Below are 14,469 nucleotides of genomic sequence, written 5' to 3'. Positions count from 1 at the left end.
TGTGGCCCAGCGGGGCGCCCTCCGCCGCCGCGTCGCCCACGGTGAAGGTCCCGCAGCATCACGTGCGCCGCCCAGGCCTCGCGGCATGCCTCGAGCGCCACCCGGTCCGGCGAGGATGACGATGACGAGCGGGACCGTGCGCGATGGCCGGCGCATGGACACCGATCCTACCACGACGTGCTAAGCGCTCGGAGATGGCTTCGGGAATGGGGTTATTGCGCTGCACACCGCTCGCCCTGGTCATCGCTTGCGCGGCCGAGTCCTCGCGCGCGCCCGTCGACGCGGGCACCGACGCGCCGCCCGCGGGCACCGACGCGCCGCCCGCGGGCACCGACGCGCCGCCCGCGGGCACCGACGCGCCCCCACCGCTCCCGCGCGAGGCCGCCCTCGACGCGCGCTTCGTGAAGATCACGCTGCACCGCGAGTTCACCTGCGAGGGGGCGAGCTTTGCGGACTTCAATCACGACGGGGTGACGGATGTCATCGCGGGCCCGGATTGGTACGAGGGTCCGGGGTATGGCACGAGCCATCCCGTGTGGCCGAAGGAAGCCTTCGATCCGCACGGCTACTCGGATTGCTTTTTCGAGTTCCCCTACGACTTCGACCACGACGGGTTCACCGACGTCCTCGTCGTCGGCTTTCCGGGTGCGCCCGCGGCCTGGTACCAGAACCCGCGCGACGGCGACGCGCTCTGGGCTCGTCACGACGCGCTGCCGTGGCCGATCGACAACGAGTCGCCGCTGTTCGCCGACATCACCGGCGACGGCGTGCCCGAGCTCGTGCACATGTCGGGGGGCGTGCTCGGAACGTCGTCGCCCGGCGTGGACCCGACCGAGCCGTGGGTCTTCCGGGCGCTCACCGAGGATCGGGGGTACGGCAAGTTCACGCACGGCCTCGGTGCAGGCGACGTCAACGGGGACGGCGCGAGCGACCTGGTCGAGGCGAGCGGCTATTTCACGGGGAGCCCAGAGTCGCCCGACGGCTTGCCGTTCACGCGCGTCGAGCAGCCGTTCGGCGCCGGGGGAGCGCAGATGCCGGTGGTCGACGTGGACGGCGACGGGGACGCGGACATCGCGACCACGCTCGCCGCTCACGGCTACGGGCTCTCCTGGTTCGAGCAGATTCCGAACGCGGCCGGCGCTGCGTTCGTGGAGCACGTCGTCGTTCCGGGGACCACACCCGATGCCACGTCGAGCGTGTTCATGCACGAGCCGCACGCGCTCGCTCACGCCGACATCGACGGTGACGGGCTCCAGGACCTCGTGAGCGGCGAGCGCTTCTGGGGTCATGTGCCCGCCGGCACGCCGGACTTCGACGCGCCGGCCCGGCTCTACTGGTTCGAGCAGGCGCGAGCGGCGGAACGCGTCGACTTCCAGCCCGTTCTCATCGACGACGATTCGGGGGTAGGCACCCAGCTCACGGTCGCGGACGGCAACGGAGACGGCCGGCCGGACATCGTCATCTCGAACAAGAAGGGCGCCTTCGTCTTCCTACAACGCTAGAACACCTATCACGTTAAAACCCGGAGAATTTTCACAGGGAGGCGGGGAGGCGGGGAGGAAGAAAAGAATGAATTTCTCCCTCTTGCCGTCTCTCGCTCCCCGCCTCCCCGCCTCCCCGTCTCCCTGTGAAATTCCTGCTTTTTCTCCTGGTTTCAAAGCGGTTGTCGCTCCAGGGTGAGGATCCTCGCGCCCATCCAAGGCGGCCTCCCACCGGCGCGAAACACGGGCGGTGCTACGCCCCGCGGAACGCGCTGGCCCGGCCGCTCCGCCCGAGCCCCGGTCGCGGGACGCCGGGCTCACCCCGCGGGGCGCGCGTCCTCGTCCCGGACCGGCAGCGCGCAGCGGAACGTCGCCCCCTCGCCGGGGCAGCGCTCGGCCCACAGCCGGCCGCCGTGCGCCTCGACGATGGAGCGGCTGACCGCGAGGCCGACGCCGAGCCTCCGCGGCTTCGACGTGAAGAACGGCTCGAAGATCCGCTCGAGGTCCTCCAGGGGGACGCCCTCGCCCGAGTCCGCCACGGAGAGCTCGACGCGGCCCCTGTCGGCGAGGCGCGTCCGCACCACCACGCGGCGCGCCGCAGGCGGACGGCAGGCGACGGCGTCGAGCGCGTTGGCGAGCAGGTGGACGAGGACCTGCTGGAGCTGGCCGCCGTCGCCCTCGACCCGCGGCAGCCCCGGCGCGAGCTCGATCCGCACGGTCGTGCCCGCGACGAGCGCGGCGCCGGCCATGAGCCGATCCACCTCGCGGACGAGCGCGTTCAGATCCAGCGCGGCCGCGGTGAGCTCGCCCTCGCGAAGCATCGCGCGCATCCGCTGGATGACCTGCCCGGCGCGGCGATCGTCCGCCACGATGTCCTCGAGCGCGGCCCGCACCTCGGCGATGTCCGGCGGGAGCCGCCCGAGCAGCCGCTCTGCGGCCTGCGCGTTGCTCAGGATGGCGGCCAGCGGCTGGTTCAGCTCGTGCGCGAGCGAGGCCGCGAGCGCGCGCATCGCCGACACCTGGTCCCGCTGCGCGAGCTGCTCCCGGGCTCGCTGCACCTCGCCCTCGGCCGCCTGGCTCTGCTTGATCTTCCGCTGGAGGCGCCGGATCTCCGCGCGCAGCTCCTCCGTCCGCCGCGCCACCTCGGGCTCCAGCGCGGCGTGGGCGCGCGCGAGCTCCTCGTTCATCGCCGAGAGCGCCCGCCACGCCGCGCGCGCGGCGAGCTGCGTCCGCACGCGGGCCGCGAGCTCCTCGCGCACGAGCGGCCTGGTCACCTGATCGGCCGCGCCGACCTCGAACGCGCGCGCCCGGCTCGCCGGGTCGGCGAGACCGGTCACGAGGAGGATCGGGATCTCGTGCGTCGCCGGATCCGCCTTCAAGCGGCGGCACACCTCGAAGCCATCCATGCCCGGCATCGCCGCGGCGAGCAGGACCAGATCAGGCCTGTCGAGCCGGACCCGCTCGAGCGCCGTCTCCCCGTCGCTGACCAGCGCGAGGTCGAGAAGCTGGCCGTCGAGGGCCTGCGAGACGAGCTCGAACGCGCCGGGATCGTCGTCCACGAGCAGGACGAGCGCAGGGCGCTCCGGCGCGAGCCTCGTGCCGGATGCGAGCGGGCTCGCTGGTGTACCCAGCGCATCGCCGCCGCTGACCCCCTCATCGGTGTGGGCGTGGCGTGAGCGTGCTGCCATGGCGGTAACCGGGCCTGTGGTGTTCGTGGTGGGACGAAGACCCGTCGTCGCTGCGTGCCCTCGAGCGGCTGCCGCGCGTGGAGGTGCACCGCGGTCGAGGAAGGAGAAGCTCGGTCGGGAGGCGGGGGCGGAGCGGTCGCAGGGTCACGATCTGTGACACGCAGCCCCCACGGGCGGCAATGGGACCATGGTCCCATGCGGTGAGGTCCCGTGTGTCCGGGCGCACCGCAGGAGGTCGTTGCCGTGGCGATGTACCCCGCTGCCGCGCGCAGATCGCCGTCAGGACCACCTCGAGGGCCGCGTCTCCTCGTTCCAGACGGGCAGCGCGCAGCGGAACGTCGCCCCCTCGCCGGGGCAGTGCTCGGCCCACAGCCGGCCGCCGTGCGCCTCGACGATGGAGCGGCTGATCGCGAGGCCGACGCCGAGCCCCTGCGGCTTCGACGTGAAGAACGGCTCGAAGACGCGCTCGAGGTCCGCCGGCGGGATGCCCTCGCCCGAGTCCGCCACGGAGAGCTCGACCTGGCCTCCGTCGGTCCGACGGGTCCGCACCACCACGAGGCGCGCCTCCGGCGGGCGGCGAGCGACAGCGTCGAGCGCGTTGACGAGCAGGTTGAGGAGCACCTGCTGGAGCTGGATGCGGTCGCCCCGGACCCGCGGCAGGCCCGGCGCGAGCTCGATCCGCACGGTCGTGCCGGCGAGGAGCGCGGCGCTGGCCATGAGCCGGACCACATCGCGGATGAGCTCGTCCAGGTCGAGCGCGGCCGCGCTGAGCTCGCCCTTGCGGAGCATCGCGCGCATGCGCTGGATGACCTGCCCGGCGCGGCGATCGTCCGCCATGATGTCCGCGAGCGCGGCCCGCGCCTCGGCGATGTCCGGCGGGGCGTGCGCGAGCAGCCGCTCTGCGGCCTGCGCGTTGCTCAGGATGGCGGCGAGCGGCTGGCTGAGCTCGTGCGCGAGCGAGGCCGCGAGCTCGCTCATCGCCGACACCCGGTTCAGGTGCGCGAGCTCGTCCTGGGCCTTCTGCACCTTGAGCTCCGCGGTCCGGGTGAGCTCGAGCTCGCGCGCGAGGCGCTCGTTCGCCGCGCGCAGCTCCTCCGTCCGCCGCGCCACCTCGAGCTCGAGGGAGGCCTGGGCGCGCGCGAGCTCCTCGTTCTTCTCCGAGAGCGCCCGCGCGGCGGCGTGGATCGCGAGCTGCGTGCGCACGCGGGCCACGAGCTCCTCGCGCACGAACGGCTTGCTCACGTAGTCGACCGCGCCGAGCTCGAGCCCGCGCACCCGGCTCGCCGTGTCGGCGAGCACGGTCATGAACAGGATCGGGATCCCGCGCGTCGCCGGGTCCGCCTTCAGGCGGCGGCACACCTCGAAGCCGTCCATGCCCGGCATCACGGCGTCGAGCAGGACGAGATCCGGCGCCTCGCGCCGGATCTGCCGGAGCGCCATCTCGCCGTCGATCGCCACCGCGAGGGTGAGGAGGGGCTGGCCCGCGAGGGCCTCCGAGAGCAGCTTGAGGCTGCCGGGATCGTCGTCGACCAGCAAGACGATCGCGGGGCGGGCCGGCGCCATGGTGGGAGCAGATGCCAGCGCGTCGCCGCGCGCGTCAAGCGCCGCCGCGCCTGCCCGCTGTTGTTGACGCCCTCACCGGGTTGGGCGTGGAATGCGCTGGCTGCCATGGCGGAGACCGCGCCCACGGTGTTTGTGGTGGATGACGACCCCTCGGTGCTGCGCGCCCTGGAGCGGCTGCTGCGCGCGGCGGGGCACGCGGTGGAGGCGTACGCGTCGCCCGGCGCGTTCCTGGAGCGCGCCCCCTCGGAGCGGCCGGGCTGCGCGGTGGTCGACCTGCGCATGCCGGGCCTGGACGGGACCGAGCTGCAGGAGGAGCTGTCGCGGCGGGGGTGTCCGCTGCCGATCGTGTTCCTGACCGGGCACGGCGACGTGCCGAGCTCGGTGCGGGCGATGAAGGCGGGCGCCATCGACTTCCTCACGAAGCCGTGCGACGACACCGACCTGCTCGCGGCGGTGGCGCGCGCGATCGAGCGCGACGCGCGGGCGCGCGCGGCCCAGGGCGAGCAGCAGGCGCTCCGGACGCGCTTCGAGGCGCTCACCCCGCGCGAGCGCGAGGTGTGCCTGCGGGTCGCGCGGGGGCTGCTGAACAAGCAGATCGCCGACGAGCTCGGCGCGGCGGAGAAGACGATCAAGGTGCACCGCGGCCGGGTGATGGAGAAGCTCGGCGTCGAGTCCGTGGCGGAGCTCGTGCGCCTCGTGGACCGGCTGCAAGGGCCCTGAGCCGCGGCGCGCGGAGGACGCGGGCCGGCGGAGCGCCGCGGCGCCTCGCTCGGCCGGTCTCGATCGGCGCCGCAGCCCCGAGGGCGGCCGCTCATGGCGGCTCGGCGGCTAGCTCAGAGCCCGAAGTGCTTGACGATCCTGTCGCGCGACGCGAGGCCGACGAGCTGGTTCGCCTTCTCGCCGCCCTTGAACAGGATCAAGGTGGGCACGCTCCTCACGCCGAACTTCTGGGCGATCTTCGGCGCCTGGTCGATGTCGACCGCGAACACCTTGACCTTGCCTTGATACTCCTTCGCGAGGCCCTCGACGATGGGGGCGAGCTGCCTGCACGGCCCGCACCAGGTCGCGCCGAAGTCCACCATCACGGGCTCGCCGGAGCTCTTGATCATTTCATCGAACGTGGCGTCGGTGAGCGCAGGGATGTTTGCCATGGTCTCCTCCTTGATTGGCGGCCGGGCCGATGAGCGCGGCCTCGACGATGGGTCGACCTGCTGGAGTGCCTCTCGAGCAACGGGTCGGCATGAGACCGCGGTCTACAGCGAAGCGCCGCGCGGAGAAAGGCTGAACGGATGCCTGTCGCCGGCTCTTGCCGCCCGACCGCGCCTTCACCTACGCTCTCGCCCCATGGCCAACCCGACCGCGCTCCTCGAGACGTCCCTGGGCAACATCAAGGTCGAGCTCTACCTCGACAAGATGCCCATCACCGCCGGAAACTTCCTCAAGCTCGCGAAGAGCGGGTTTTACGACGGGCTGCACTTCCACCGCGTCATCGACGGCTTCATGCTCCAGTTCGGCTGTCCGAACAGCCGCGACCCGAAGAGCCCGCTGGCGGGCACCGGCGACGGGCCCGGCGGGGGCATCCAGGACGAGCACCCGGCCAACGCCAGGCTCTCGAACGAGCCCGGCACGCTCTCGATGGCCAACACGGGCGCCCCCAACAGCGGTTCGTGCCAGTTCTTCATCAACACGGTCCACAACGCCTACCTCGACTGGTTCACGCCCGGCCCCTCGAAGCACCCCGTCTTCGGCCGCGTGATCGAGGGCATGGATGTCGTGAGCAAGATCGAGAAGGCCCGCACCGACGGGAACGATCGGCCCCTGAGCCCGATCCGGATGAATCGCATCGTCGTGCAGGAAGCCTGATCAGCGCTGCCGCCGTGCCGCGTCTTCCACGGGCAGGAGGCGGCGAGAGCGCTGCCGGGCATGCCGCACCGGGGGGCGAATAGCCACGCGCACCTCAGGAGACAGAAGTCTCCTCACGCTCCGCCTCCCTCCTGGGAAGTGACGCTGCATCGCAGCGCGCCACGAGCGCTGCCTGGTCGGTCGCGCTGCCCGCGCCCACCACGATCGCCACCACACGCCGTCGGCCACCGCGCCGAGGGTCACGGGCTCACGATGGCCTCCTCGAACGCGTTCGTGGCGCTCTCGTGTCTCCACTGGATGCGCGCCTTGTCGTTCGCGCGAAGGAACGCGTCGCACCCGGCAGAGGGCGTCTCCCCGGGAGAGTCCGACGCGCACTCGTCCGCGAGCGCGCTGAAGTCGTCGCGCGTCTTCCAGAGGCTCTCGCCGGCGAGGAAGGCGTGCTCCAGGCTGGTCCTCGCGATCTTCTTGATCTGCGGATATGTCAGCCCCTGCTCCTCGACGGCGCGGACGTACTCGTGGGTGATGTCGATGCGCAGGATGCCTTGATCGTCCGTCGACAGCGCGACCGGCACGTTCTTCGCCATGTACTGCTTCAGCGGGTGCTCGCGGCCCTCGACGTCGAGCAGGGCGTCGTTGGACGTCAAGCAGATCTCCACCATGACGCCCATCCTGGCCATGTCGGACAGCAGATCGTCCGCGCCGCCGCCCGCCATCTCGCCGAGCGCGTCGACCCCGTGGCCGATGCGCTCCGCGTGCGCGATCTCCACGGCGTTCCGGATGTGATAGTCGAGCTCCATCTGCCCCTCCGGCGTCATCGGGAGCACGTCGGGGATGAGCTCTCCCGCGTGTAGACCGACGTGCACCGGCTTCCGGGTGGCGTCCTCCTCGTTGAAGCGATCGAGCACGCTCAGCGCCAGCATCTCGTCATTGTAGTAGCGCAGCGAGTTCGCGTTCTCCTCGGGCGAGACGAGGTTCACGCCCACGATCTCCGGGACGACCTGGGCGAGCTCGAAGGCGAAGACCCATTGCCCGAACACGTGCGCGCGCGTCCGCGTCCGGTTGGCGGCGACGAGGAAGCGCACGTCGACGTTGCACCCCGGGTCGGCCATCGGGGTGCCGCAGTCGAGCAGCGTGTCCGAGCCCGAGAGCGAGCTCTCGATGCTCGCCTTCGCGGCGTCGATGGCCGCATCGAACCCGGGATCCTCGAGGATCTCGGCGCGCTTCTCCAGGAGGTAGGGCTCGTCCCAGACGTCGTCGTCCAGCATCGCCGCCTCCGCGATGGTGCCCGCCGTGCCGGAGCCGAAGCCCTGCATGAGCTCGATATAGACCTGGTTGTTCTTCCCGGCCGTGGAGCGGACCTGCGCCACCATGTCGTCGCTGCGCGAATCGATGAGGACACCCCCGAACTTGCCGAAGGAGTCGAAGAAGTGCTGGTGGCCTTCGAGGAGCGTGCCCATGAAATCTTCCATGGACCACGCCTGAACGATGCTGTCGTACAGGGCCGGATCCGCGAGCGCGTTCAAGATGGGGACGTCGCCCTCCATGCAGGGCCCCGACGAGGCCACGAAGGTGGTCGTGTCGATGCAGGCGCCGTCGGCGGCGCCCCATTCGATCATGCTCTCGGGGGTGACGGCGCCCGAGGTGTGGCTGTGGAGATCGCCCCCCTTGGGCATCCCCAGCACGAACGCCTGAACGGCGTCGTGATCGTCGCGTATCTCCTCGAGCCGCTCGGCCACCTGCTCCTCGACCGTGCTGTCTGGACCGCCGCCGGTACCGCCGGTACCGCCATCGCCGCCGGTGCCGCCATCGCCGCCGGTGCCGCCTTCGCCGGTACCGCCATCGCCGCCGGTGCCGCCATCGCCGCCGGTGCCGCCATCGCCGCCGGTGCCGCCATCGCCGCCGGTGCCCCCAGTGCCGGTGCCAGGATCGTCCGAGCACGCGGGGACCGCAAGAAGAAGGCTCAAGAGGAATGGAACGAGGTGTCGGTGTTGCATTTCAGGTTCTCCGGTGCCTGCGAGGGGCAAGCAAGCTGTGCGTGGATCGAGTTCTGCGGCCGGGATCGGCCTCGCAGGCGTCCGAGCTTCTGGTGCCGCCCCGGACCAGGACCGGCCGCCTGCGAGTCGAGAGACGTACTCGCACCAGACGAGGCCGCCTATGGGACCTTGGTCCTACAGCGTCGTGGCCGTGCGCGGCGCGCGTGACATCGCTTGCGACGGAGACGTGGTCCTGGCTCGCGCACCGCACGGCTCCCGCCGTGGCGCTGGAGAGCATCGAGGCAGCGTGCGTCGCGCACGCGTGGGGAATGGGATCCTCGCCGGAGCGCGGCGATCCAGTGTGGTGAGTCGCTGGCGGCTCGCTCATGAGCCTACCAGCTCGGCGCGCCCCTCAGGCGCGGGACGGAGACCCGGGCCCGAGGGCCCCCGGCGTGCGCGGCTCGCTCACTGGGGAACGGCCGTGTCTCCGCGCTGCTCCACGTACTCCTGGCAGCAGCAGAACTCCGTCGTGGTGACCCGCGGGTCCGTCTTGCTGCCGCAGATCACCTTCTCGAGCATCGCCTGGAAGGAGCTCAGGTTGTCCTGCGAGGCGAAGAACTGGCCGCTCGTCTCCCCGGCCACGCGCGCGTACTCCCCAGCGATCGCCTTGCGTACCCGCTCGTGCTTGGCGGCGTCGCTGCTGTACTTCCCCGTGCCCATGTACATGTGCACGCGGGTCCCGGCCTGCGTGGCGACCTCGATGGCGCGGTTCGCGGCCTCGATGTCCTCCTGATCCTGACCCTCCGGCGTGAGGGAGAGTCCGCCCTCGAGCGGCTCGTCGCCCAGGAAGAAGATGTTGCGGACCGCGCCGGGCCGCCAGTCGAAGTGGGTGGAGATGTCCTCGATGACGCGTGCCGCGTCCTCCTTGCTCGCGTCGGCGCTGACCTGCGCCGCAGTGCGCCCCTTGAGGCGCGAGGCATCGACCTTGGCCGTCTGCGTCAGGTAATTGCGCACCGTCGTCGTGAACACCGTCTTGGAGAACGTGCCCTCGATGCCCAGGTACGTGGTCCGGAGGTTCGACGGGCACTTCGTCTTGGCGGAGTCGATGGCGGAGCCGACCACCTTGCTGAGCGAGTCGGCCTCGTCCCTCATCGAGCCGCTGGCGTCGATGACGACCACCAGATCGACCGTCGGGATGACCGTCTCGCCCTCCTCGACGACCGTTGTCGCCTCGGCGAGCTTCGGGAACTCAAGCTTCCTGCCCTTGCAGCTCAGCTCACCTCCATTCCCGCGGTGGGCGGACGCCACCCCGAGCTGCGCCGGTGAGGCCGTGCCCGCGGTGAGGCCGTGGGTGCTCTCCGGGACGTTCCATACATTGATGGCGAAGCGGGAGCTGGCCTGGTCGCCCTTGGTGAAGTTGAAGGAGAGGAGGTTCTTGAGGCTCAGGGTCCCGACGATGCTGTCATGGTACCAGAAGGCGGTCAGGCTGGGCCCGCGGCTCCCCTGGGCGCCGCCGAGCACGTGCGCGATGTCGACGTCGCCCGGCGGGCCATCGTACGTGAAGCACCCCTTGCCGAAGACGGAGCCGTCGGTGTCGAGGACGCGGAATGTGTAGCTGGTGCTCATGAGATGATTCTCCTGGATGTTCACTGCGTGTTGGTCATGACGAACAGGCCAGCTGTCCCGCGGCGCGATGGTGTCGAGTCGCCGCACGAGCACAGACGGCCTCATGTCGAGGAAGCCTCGACAGCGGCCAGATCATCCCCCCGAGGGCTCGCAACGAGATCGCGAGCGCGCGGGGGTTCGGATCTGGCATGGAGGTGCGAGCGCTTTGCACCTCGAGAGCCCTGGGTCTTCGCCTTACCCAGAGTCCTTCACGTCCAGCCAGTAGTTCTGGCCGTAGCGGCTATCCCAGGTCGAGCCGCCCGTGTGGTCGGTGTTGTGAAACCACAGCTCGATCCGGCTGGTGTTCGCGGGCACTTCCACCTCGCACGCTCCCGAGGAGACGTCGCCGGCTCCCGCCTCCCCGCTCGGATGAAACCGGAGGTGGGCGAGGATGCTCCACGCCCTCTGCCCGTGGCGCTCCGCCCGGCAATGAGGCAACCTCTCCGTGTCGTAGTCGATCTGGAAGGGCTCCCCCGCTCGAAGCTCGCCGCTCTGCTGATGAGACCAGTCGGACGAGAAGCTCACCGTAGCCATTGTCTCTCCTTTCCGCGCGTTCAGGACACCTGCGGCCCGCTCAGGCCTTCGGCCTGCTGCCGCAGATCACCTCTTCCAGGACGGACTGGAAGCCGCTCTGCGCGTCCGCCGACGTGAAGGACTTTCCGCCGGTCTCCTGCGCCACACGAGCGAACTCCCCCTGGATCTCCTTGTAGATCCGGTCGTGCTTCTTGGCGTCGCTGCTGAACTTCGACGTGCCCAGGTACGTGTGGACGCGCGTCCCGGTCTTCCTGGCGATCTCGATGGCGCGGGTCGCGGCCTCGATGTCTTCCTGATCCTGCCCTTGCACGGAGACGCCGCCTTCGAGCGCCTCGTCGCCCAGGAAGAAGATGCTGCGGGACGCGCCGAGCCGCCAGTCGAAGTGCGTGGCGACGTCCTCGATCGCCCGCGCGCCGTCCTCCCTGGGGTCGAACACCTTCTTCTGCTCGTCCGTGAGGTTCGCGGCGTCCGCGCTGGTGCGCCCCCTGAGCACCGAAGCGTCGACCTTCGCCGTCTGGGTCAGGTAGTCTCTGACCGTGGCGTCGAAGCGTGTCTTCTTGAACGTCCCTTCGATGCCCAGGTACGTGACGCGCAGGTCCGAGGGGCACTTGGTCTTGGCCGCCGCGATGGCCGCCTCGATCGTCTGGCTCAGCGCGTCCGCCTCGTCCCTCATCGAGACGCTCGTGTCGATGACTACGACGAGATCGACCAGCGGCGGCTTGGGGGGCTCGGGCGGCTGGGCGGGCTTGCGAGGGAAGGCGGAAGCGACGTACAGCCCCGAATTGTCGATGCGCGGCGCCCTGTTGCCCCCCACCGGGTAGAGGTCGTGACGCAGGTGCAGGGTCTTGTAGCCGGCCGCGTCGAGCCGCACGAGGCCCAGCACCGTGTCGATCGAGTTGGCCATGCCGCCGGGAGCCGGCTTGTTGGTGCCCTGCAGAACGCCGTTGACGAGGCTCAGCTGCGCGCTGGGCTGATTGCCCCCGGCGGTGTTCGGCGCGACGCCGCCGTTGACCAGCTTCCAGCCTGCCGGGCTGGCGGCGCTGCCGTCGGCGAGCGTGCCGGTGACGGTGACCGTCGTCCTGGCGTAGGTCAGGCCCGCGTAGATGTCGCTCAATCCGATGAACGTGTTGGCCCCCGCGACGCCGTCCTTGCCCCCGACCTTCGAGCCCTTGTAGCGGGAGAAGTCGAGCTCGACCGTGAAGTTGTTATGGGCGTTGGTGAACTCCCTGTTCGCCGTCATGCGAACCGCGTTGACGCTGGTCGATGCAAGGCCCACCTGCTCGTTCTTCCCGAACGAGGAAGCGCCGGTGCCGTCATTGACCGAGCCGAACGGGGCCTTGCCCCCCTTGTTCCAGTCGAAGGTGCCGAAGCCGGAGCTGACGCCGAATCGGATGCCGATCTCGCCGCCCAGCCCGTCGGGGATGTAGCGCCACTGGTTCCAGTCGCCAGGAGACCACCTGTACGCCGACGTGTCCCAGAAAACGAGGTCGAGCTCTTCGGCAGACGAGGATTGGGTCGTGGTGGTTTGTGACATGGAGCAGATCCTTTCGCGAGAGCGAGCTCGCTGTTGAGGCGTGCGAGAGCCGCGGTGTCAGCCTTGATGGCTGCGCTGCACCACGATGCGCTCCCCCGCTGTCTTGCGGTGCCCACCTTACGGTGCCCGTGGTCGCCGTCCATAGGACCTTGGTCCCATAGCGACCGGGGCGGGCGGCATCTACGACGTTCCCACCGGAATCATCCCCTGCATTCGTGCCTATCCACAGGCGATCAGCGGCGTCGGAGACGATGGATCGTCGGCTGGGACCGAGACCTCGGTTGCCCCGAAGCGCTCCACAACTCCCCGAACCGCTCCACGACTGCCGTGCGTCGAAGGCTGCCGCGGCGCCGGCGGCGACGGGCTGCCCGGCGGGCGAGGTGTGCAGCTCGACGGACAACACGCCAGGCACCTGCGGGCGCCGCGCCCGGCGGAAGAGAACAAGAACAACATGACGGGTTGACAGCGGCGTCGGCGAGGGGCTCTCATCGACGGTGGATTCATGGCGACGAGCAGCCCGCCGCGTGCCAGCGTGACGCCCCTCGGCGCTGCGACCGCCGCCGCCGTGAGCTGGCGGTTCAAGGGCGAGCTCCGGGTGACCGCGATCGTGAAAGCCACCTTCGCGTTCGCCAACGACACGGTGATGCCGCGCGTCGCGCCGCAGGAGATCGTCCGGGGGGAGATCCATCACGGCGCCATGCGGAGCGTCCGGCTCACGACCGATCTGGCTCCTCGCCTGCTCCAGGCCGACGTGCTCTGGACCGGCCATGCGCACGCGCCGCACGGCCGCCCCGTCGAGACGTTGCCTGTCCGGCTCGGGCTCTTCTCGTCGAGCGGATGGACGCTGCTGGACAAGACGCTGATGGTCCGGAAGCGGGGCGGCTTCGTGCGGCTCCCCGTCGACCTCGAGCACGCGTACGGCGGCTTCGGCTTCCCGGGGAACCCGTTCGGGGTCGGCTACGCGGAGGGCGAGCCGAACATCCTGGATCCGCGCGACGCGAAGCGCGTGGCCGGCTTCGGCCCGATCTCACAGGCCATGCCTGCCCGCAGGCGGCTCCTCGGCGCGACCCCGCGCGCCCTGCTCGAGCGCGAGGTCGCCGAGATCCCCGACGATCTCTTCTGGGAGTACTTCCAGGCGGCGCCGCCCGACCAGCGCACGCCCTTCCTGCGCGGCGACGAGTGGATCGTGATGGACGGCCTGCACCCGAGCGCCCCGCGCGTACGCATGCGCCTGCCCGGCGCGCGCGGCTTCGCGCGCGTCCACGGCCTGTCGGACCTCGGCGTGGATGAGCGCGAGGCGCTCCCGCTCAGCGCCGACATCCTGCGCATCGACGGCGACGAGCAGCGCTGCACCATGACGTGGCGCGGCAGCTTCCCCGTGCCCGCCGAGAGCGCGCTCGCTCGGGTGCGCATCCTGGCCGGCGTCGAGCTCCCGGGCGATCCGATCGCGTGGCCCGCCCCGGGCGCCGCGATCCACAGCGCCGCAGCGGCGGGCACGGGGCTCGCGCCCCGGTCCGGCGCCGATGACGGGGACGATGCCGCCCTGGGGGAGACCCTCGCGATGTCCTCCGAAGCGAGCAAGCGGCTCGACGGGACGGTCGAGCTCCCGGACAAGGCGGTCGCGCTGCTGCCAGCCGCGTCGACGCTGCCGTTTCAACCGGCGCCCGCCGGCGCGTCGCCGCTGGCGCACCCCGCGCCGCTGCCGCCCGAGGTGCCGCTCCGCAGGTCGGCGACGATGTCCCTGCCGAAGGACGTCATCGACCACGCCGCGCGCCAGCCGGCGACCCCCTTCGCGGCCGCGCCATCCCCTGCGCCGCAGGCCGCGCCGTCCCCCGCGCCGCCGGCCACACCGTCCCCTGCCCCGCCGGCCGCGCCGTCCTCCGCGCCGCCAGCCGCGCCGTCCTCCGCGCCGCCAGCCGCGCCGTCCCCCGCCCCGCCGGCGGCACCGTCGCCTGCCCCGCCGGCCGCGCCGTCCCCTGCCCCGCCAGCCGCGCCGTCGCCTGCCCCGCCGGCCGCGCCGCGCGCCTTCACCTGGTCCACGCCGCCTCCCGAGCCGCCGCCCCCCGCGCCGTCCGCCGGTCCGCCGAAGCGCCCCGCGAAGCTCGACGTGAACGCCCTCCTGTACGGCACCGGCAAGAGGCGGAGCTGACCCACCGATGCGCGCGAGG

General features: G+C 71.1%; 11 protein-coding genes. 4 read left to right on the top strand and 7 right to left on the bottom strand.

The window, feature by feature from the left end:
* The first annotated feature begins 206 nt into the window (after nt 1-206).
* A complete protein-coding gene (locus WME85_RS21575; RefSeq protein WP_437840587.1) occupies nt 207-1,502 on the top strand; it encodes an FG-GAP repeat domain-containing protein in 1,296 nt (431 codons plus the stop codon).
* 296 nt (nt 1,503-1,798) lie between these two features.
* Here WME85_RS21575 and WME85_RS21570 read toward each other — a convergent pair whose 3' ends face one another.
* Nucleotides 1,799-3,169 carry a hybrid sensor histidine kinase/response regulator gene (locus WME85_RS21570; RefSeq protein WP_437840586.1) on the bottom strand — a complete coding sequence of 457 codons (1,371 nt, stop codon included), beginning with the start codon at nt 3,167-3,169 and terminating at the stop codon, nt 1,799-1,801.
* 279 nt (nt 3,170-3,448) lie between these two features.
* Nucleotides 3,449-4,732, bottom strand: a complete 1,284-nt coding sequence (locus WME85_RS21565; protein WP_437840585.1) for a hybrid sensor histidine kinase/response regulator — start codon at nt 4,730-4,732, stop codon at nt 3,449-3,451.
* Nucleotides 4,733-4,837: 105 nt separating this feature from the next.
* Here WME85_RS21565 and WME85_RS21560 point away from each other — a divergent pair, with 105 nt between their 5' ends.
* Complete coding sequence (locus WME85_RS21560; protein ID WP_437840584.1) at nt 4,838-5,452, top strand: response regulator transcription factor; 615 nt, start codon at nt 4,838-4,840, stop codon at nt 5,450-5,452.
* Nucleotides 5,453-5,565: 113 nt separating this feature from the next.
* On the opposite strand, the gene trxA is transcribed toward WME85_RS21560, so the two are convergent.
* The gene (gene trxA / locus WME85_RS21555) at nt 5,566-5,883 is read right to left on the bottom strand and encodes a thioredoxin (RefSeq protein ID WP_437840583.1); all 318 of its coding nucleotides are present in this window, start codon (nt 5,881-5,883) and stop codon (nt 5,566-5,568) included.
* A 193-nt stretch (nt 5,884-6,076) separates the two neighbouring features.
* Here trxA and WME85_RS21550 point away from each other — a divergent pair, with 193 nt between their 5' ends.
* Entirely contained in the window at nt 6,077-6,595 is a 519-nt protein-coding gene (locus WME85_RS21550; protein ID WP_437840582.1) for a peptidylprolyl isomerase, read from the top strand.
* 239 nt (nt 6,596-6,834) lie between these two features.
* On the opposite strand, the gene WME85_RS21545 is transcribed toward WME85_RS21550, so the two are convergent.
* The 4 genes from WME85_RS21545 to WME85_RS21530 all read right to left on the bottom strand — a co-directional run bounded on the left by WME85_RS21545 (nt 6,835) and on the right by WME85_RS21530 (nt 12,301).
* Nucleotides 6,835-8,589 (bottom strand): adenosine deaminase family protein, encoded by a 1,755-nt coding sequence (locus WME85_RS21545; protein WP_437840581.1) that lies wholly within the window; start codon nt 8,587-8,589, stop codon nt 6,835-6,837.
* Nucleotides 8,590-9,033: 444 nt separating this feature from the next.
* Nucleotides 9,034-10,194: a hypothetical protein gene (locus tag WME85_RS21540; RefSeq protein WP_437840580.1), complete on the bottom strand. Its 1,161-nt coding sequence runs from the start codon at nt 10,192-10,194 to the stop codon at nt 9,034-9,036.
* Between the two features lie 234 nt (nt 10,195-10,428).
* Nucleotides 10,429-10,767 (bottom strand): DUF6209 family protein, encoded by a 339-nt coding sequence (locus tag WME85_RS21535; RefSeq protein WP_437840579.1) that lies wholly within the window; start codon nt 10,765-10,767, stop codon nt 10,429-10,431.
* A 40-nt stretch (nt 10,768-10,807) separates the two neighbouring features.
* Nucleotides 10,808-12,301, bottom strand: coding sequence for a vWA domain-containing protein (locus WME85_RS21530; protein WP_437840578.1), 1,494 nt, complete (start codon nt 12,299-12,301; stop codon nt 10,808-10,810).
* A gap of 502 nt (nt 12,302-12,803) precedes the next feature.
* On the opposite strand from WME85_RS21530, the gene WME85_RS21525 reads away from it, so the two are divergent.
* A complete protein-coding gene (locus WME85_RS21525) occupies nt 12,804-14,450 on the top strand; it encodes a DUF2169 family type VI secretion system accessory protein (RefSeq protein ID WP_437840577.1) in 1,647 nt (548 codons plus the stop codon).
* Nucleotides 14,451-14,469: the final 19 nt, after the last annotated feature.

The organism is Sorangium sp. So ce1153 (genome assembly GCF_051521595.1).
Taxonomy (GTDB): Bacteria; Myxococcota_A; Polyangia; order Polyangiales; family Polyangiaceae; genus Sorangium.
The sequence above is the reverse complement of the archived record's forward strand: the minus strand, read 5'-3'. Positions and strand labels throughout refer to the sequence as shown.

Bases quoted from the DNA above. Each gene is read 5' to 3' on its own strand.
- WME85_RS21575 (WP_437840587.1), top strand. From the start codon at position 207: ATGGGGTTATTGCGCTGCACACCGCTCGCCCTGGTCATCGCTTGCGCG.
- WME85_RS21570 (WP_437840586.1), bottom strand. From the start codon at position 3,169: ATGGCAGCACGCTCACGCCACGCCCACACCGATGAGGGGGTCAGCGGC.
- WME85_RS21565 (WP_437840585.1), bottom strand. From the start codon at position 4,732: ATGGCGCCGGCCCGCCCCGCGATCGTCTTGCTGGTCGACGACGATCCC.
- WME85_RS21560 (WP_437840584.1), top strand. From the start codon at position 4,838: ATGGCGGAGACCGCGCCCACGGTGTTTGTGGTGGATGACGACCCCTCG.
- trxA (WP_437840583.1), bottom strand. From the start codon at position 5,883: ATGGCAAACATCCCTGCGCTCACCGACGCCACGTTCGATGAAATGATC.
- WME85_RS21550 (WP_437840582.1), top strand. From the start codon at position 6,077: ATGGCCAACCCGACCGCGCTCCTCGAGACGTCCCTGGGCAACATCAAG.
- WME85_RS21545 (WP_437840581.1), bottom strand. From the start codon at position 8,589: ATGCAACACCGACACCTCGTTCCATTCCTCTTGAGCCTTCTTCTTGCG.
- WME85_RS21540 (WP_437840580.1), bottom strand. From the start codon at position 10,194: ATGAGCACCAGCTACACATTCCGCGTCCTCGACACCGACGGCTCCGTC.
- WME85_RS21535 (WP_437840579.1), bottom strand. From the start codon at position 10,767: ATGGCTACGGTGAGCTTCTCGTCCGACTGGTCTCATCAGCAGAGCGGC.
- WME85_RS21530 (WP_437840578.1), bottom strand. From the start codon at position 12,301: ATGTCACAAACCACCACGACCCAATCCTCGTCTGCCGAAGAGCTCGAC.
- WME85_RS21525 (WP_437840577.1), top strand. From the start codon at position 12,804: ATGGCGACGAGCAGCCCGCCGCGTGCCAGCGTGACGCCCCTCGGCGCT.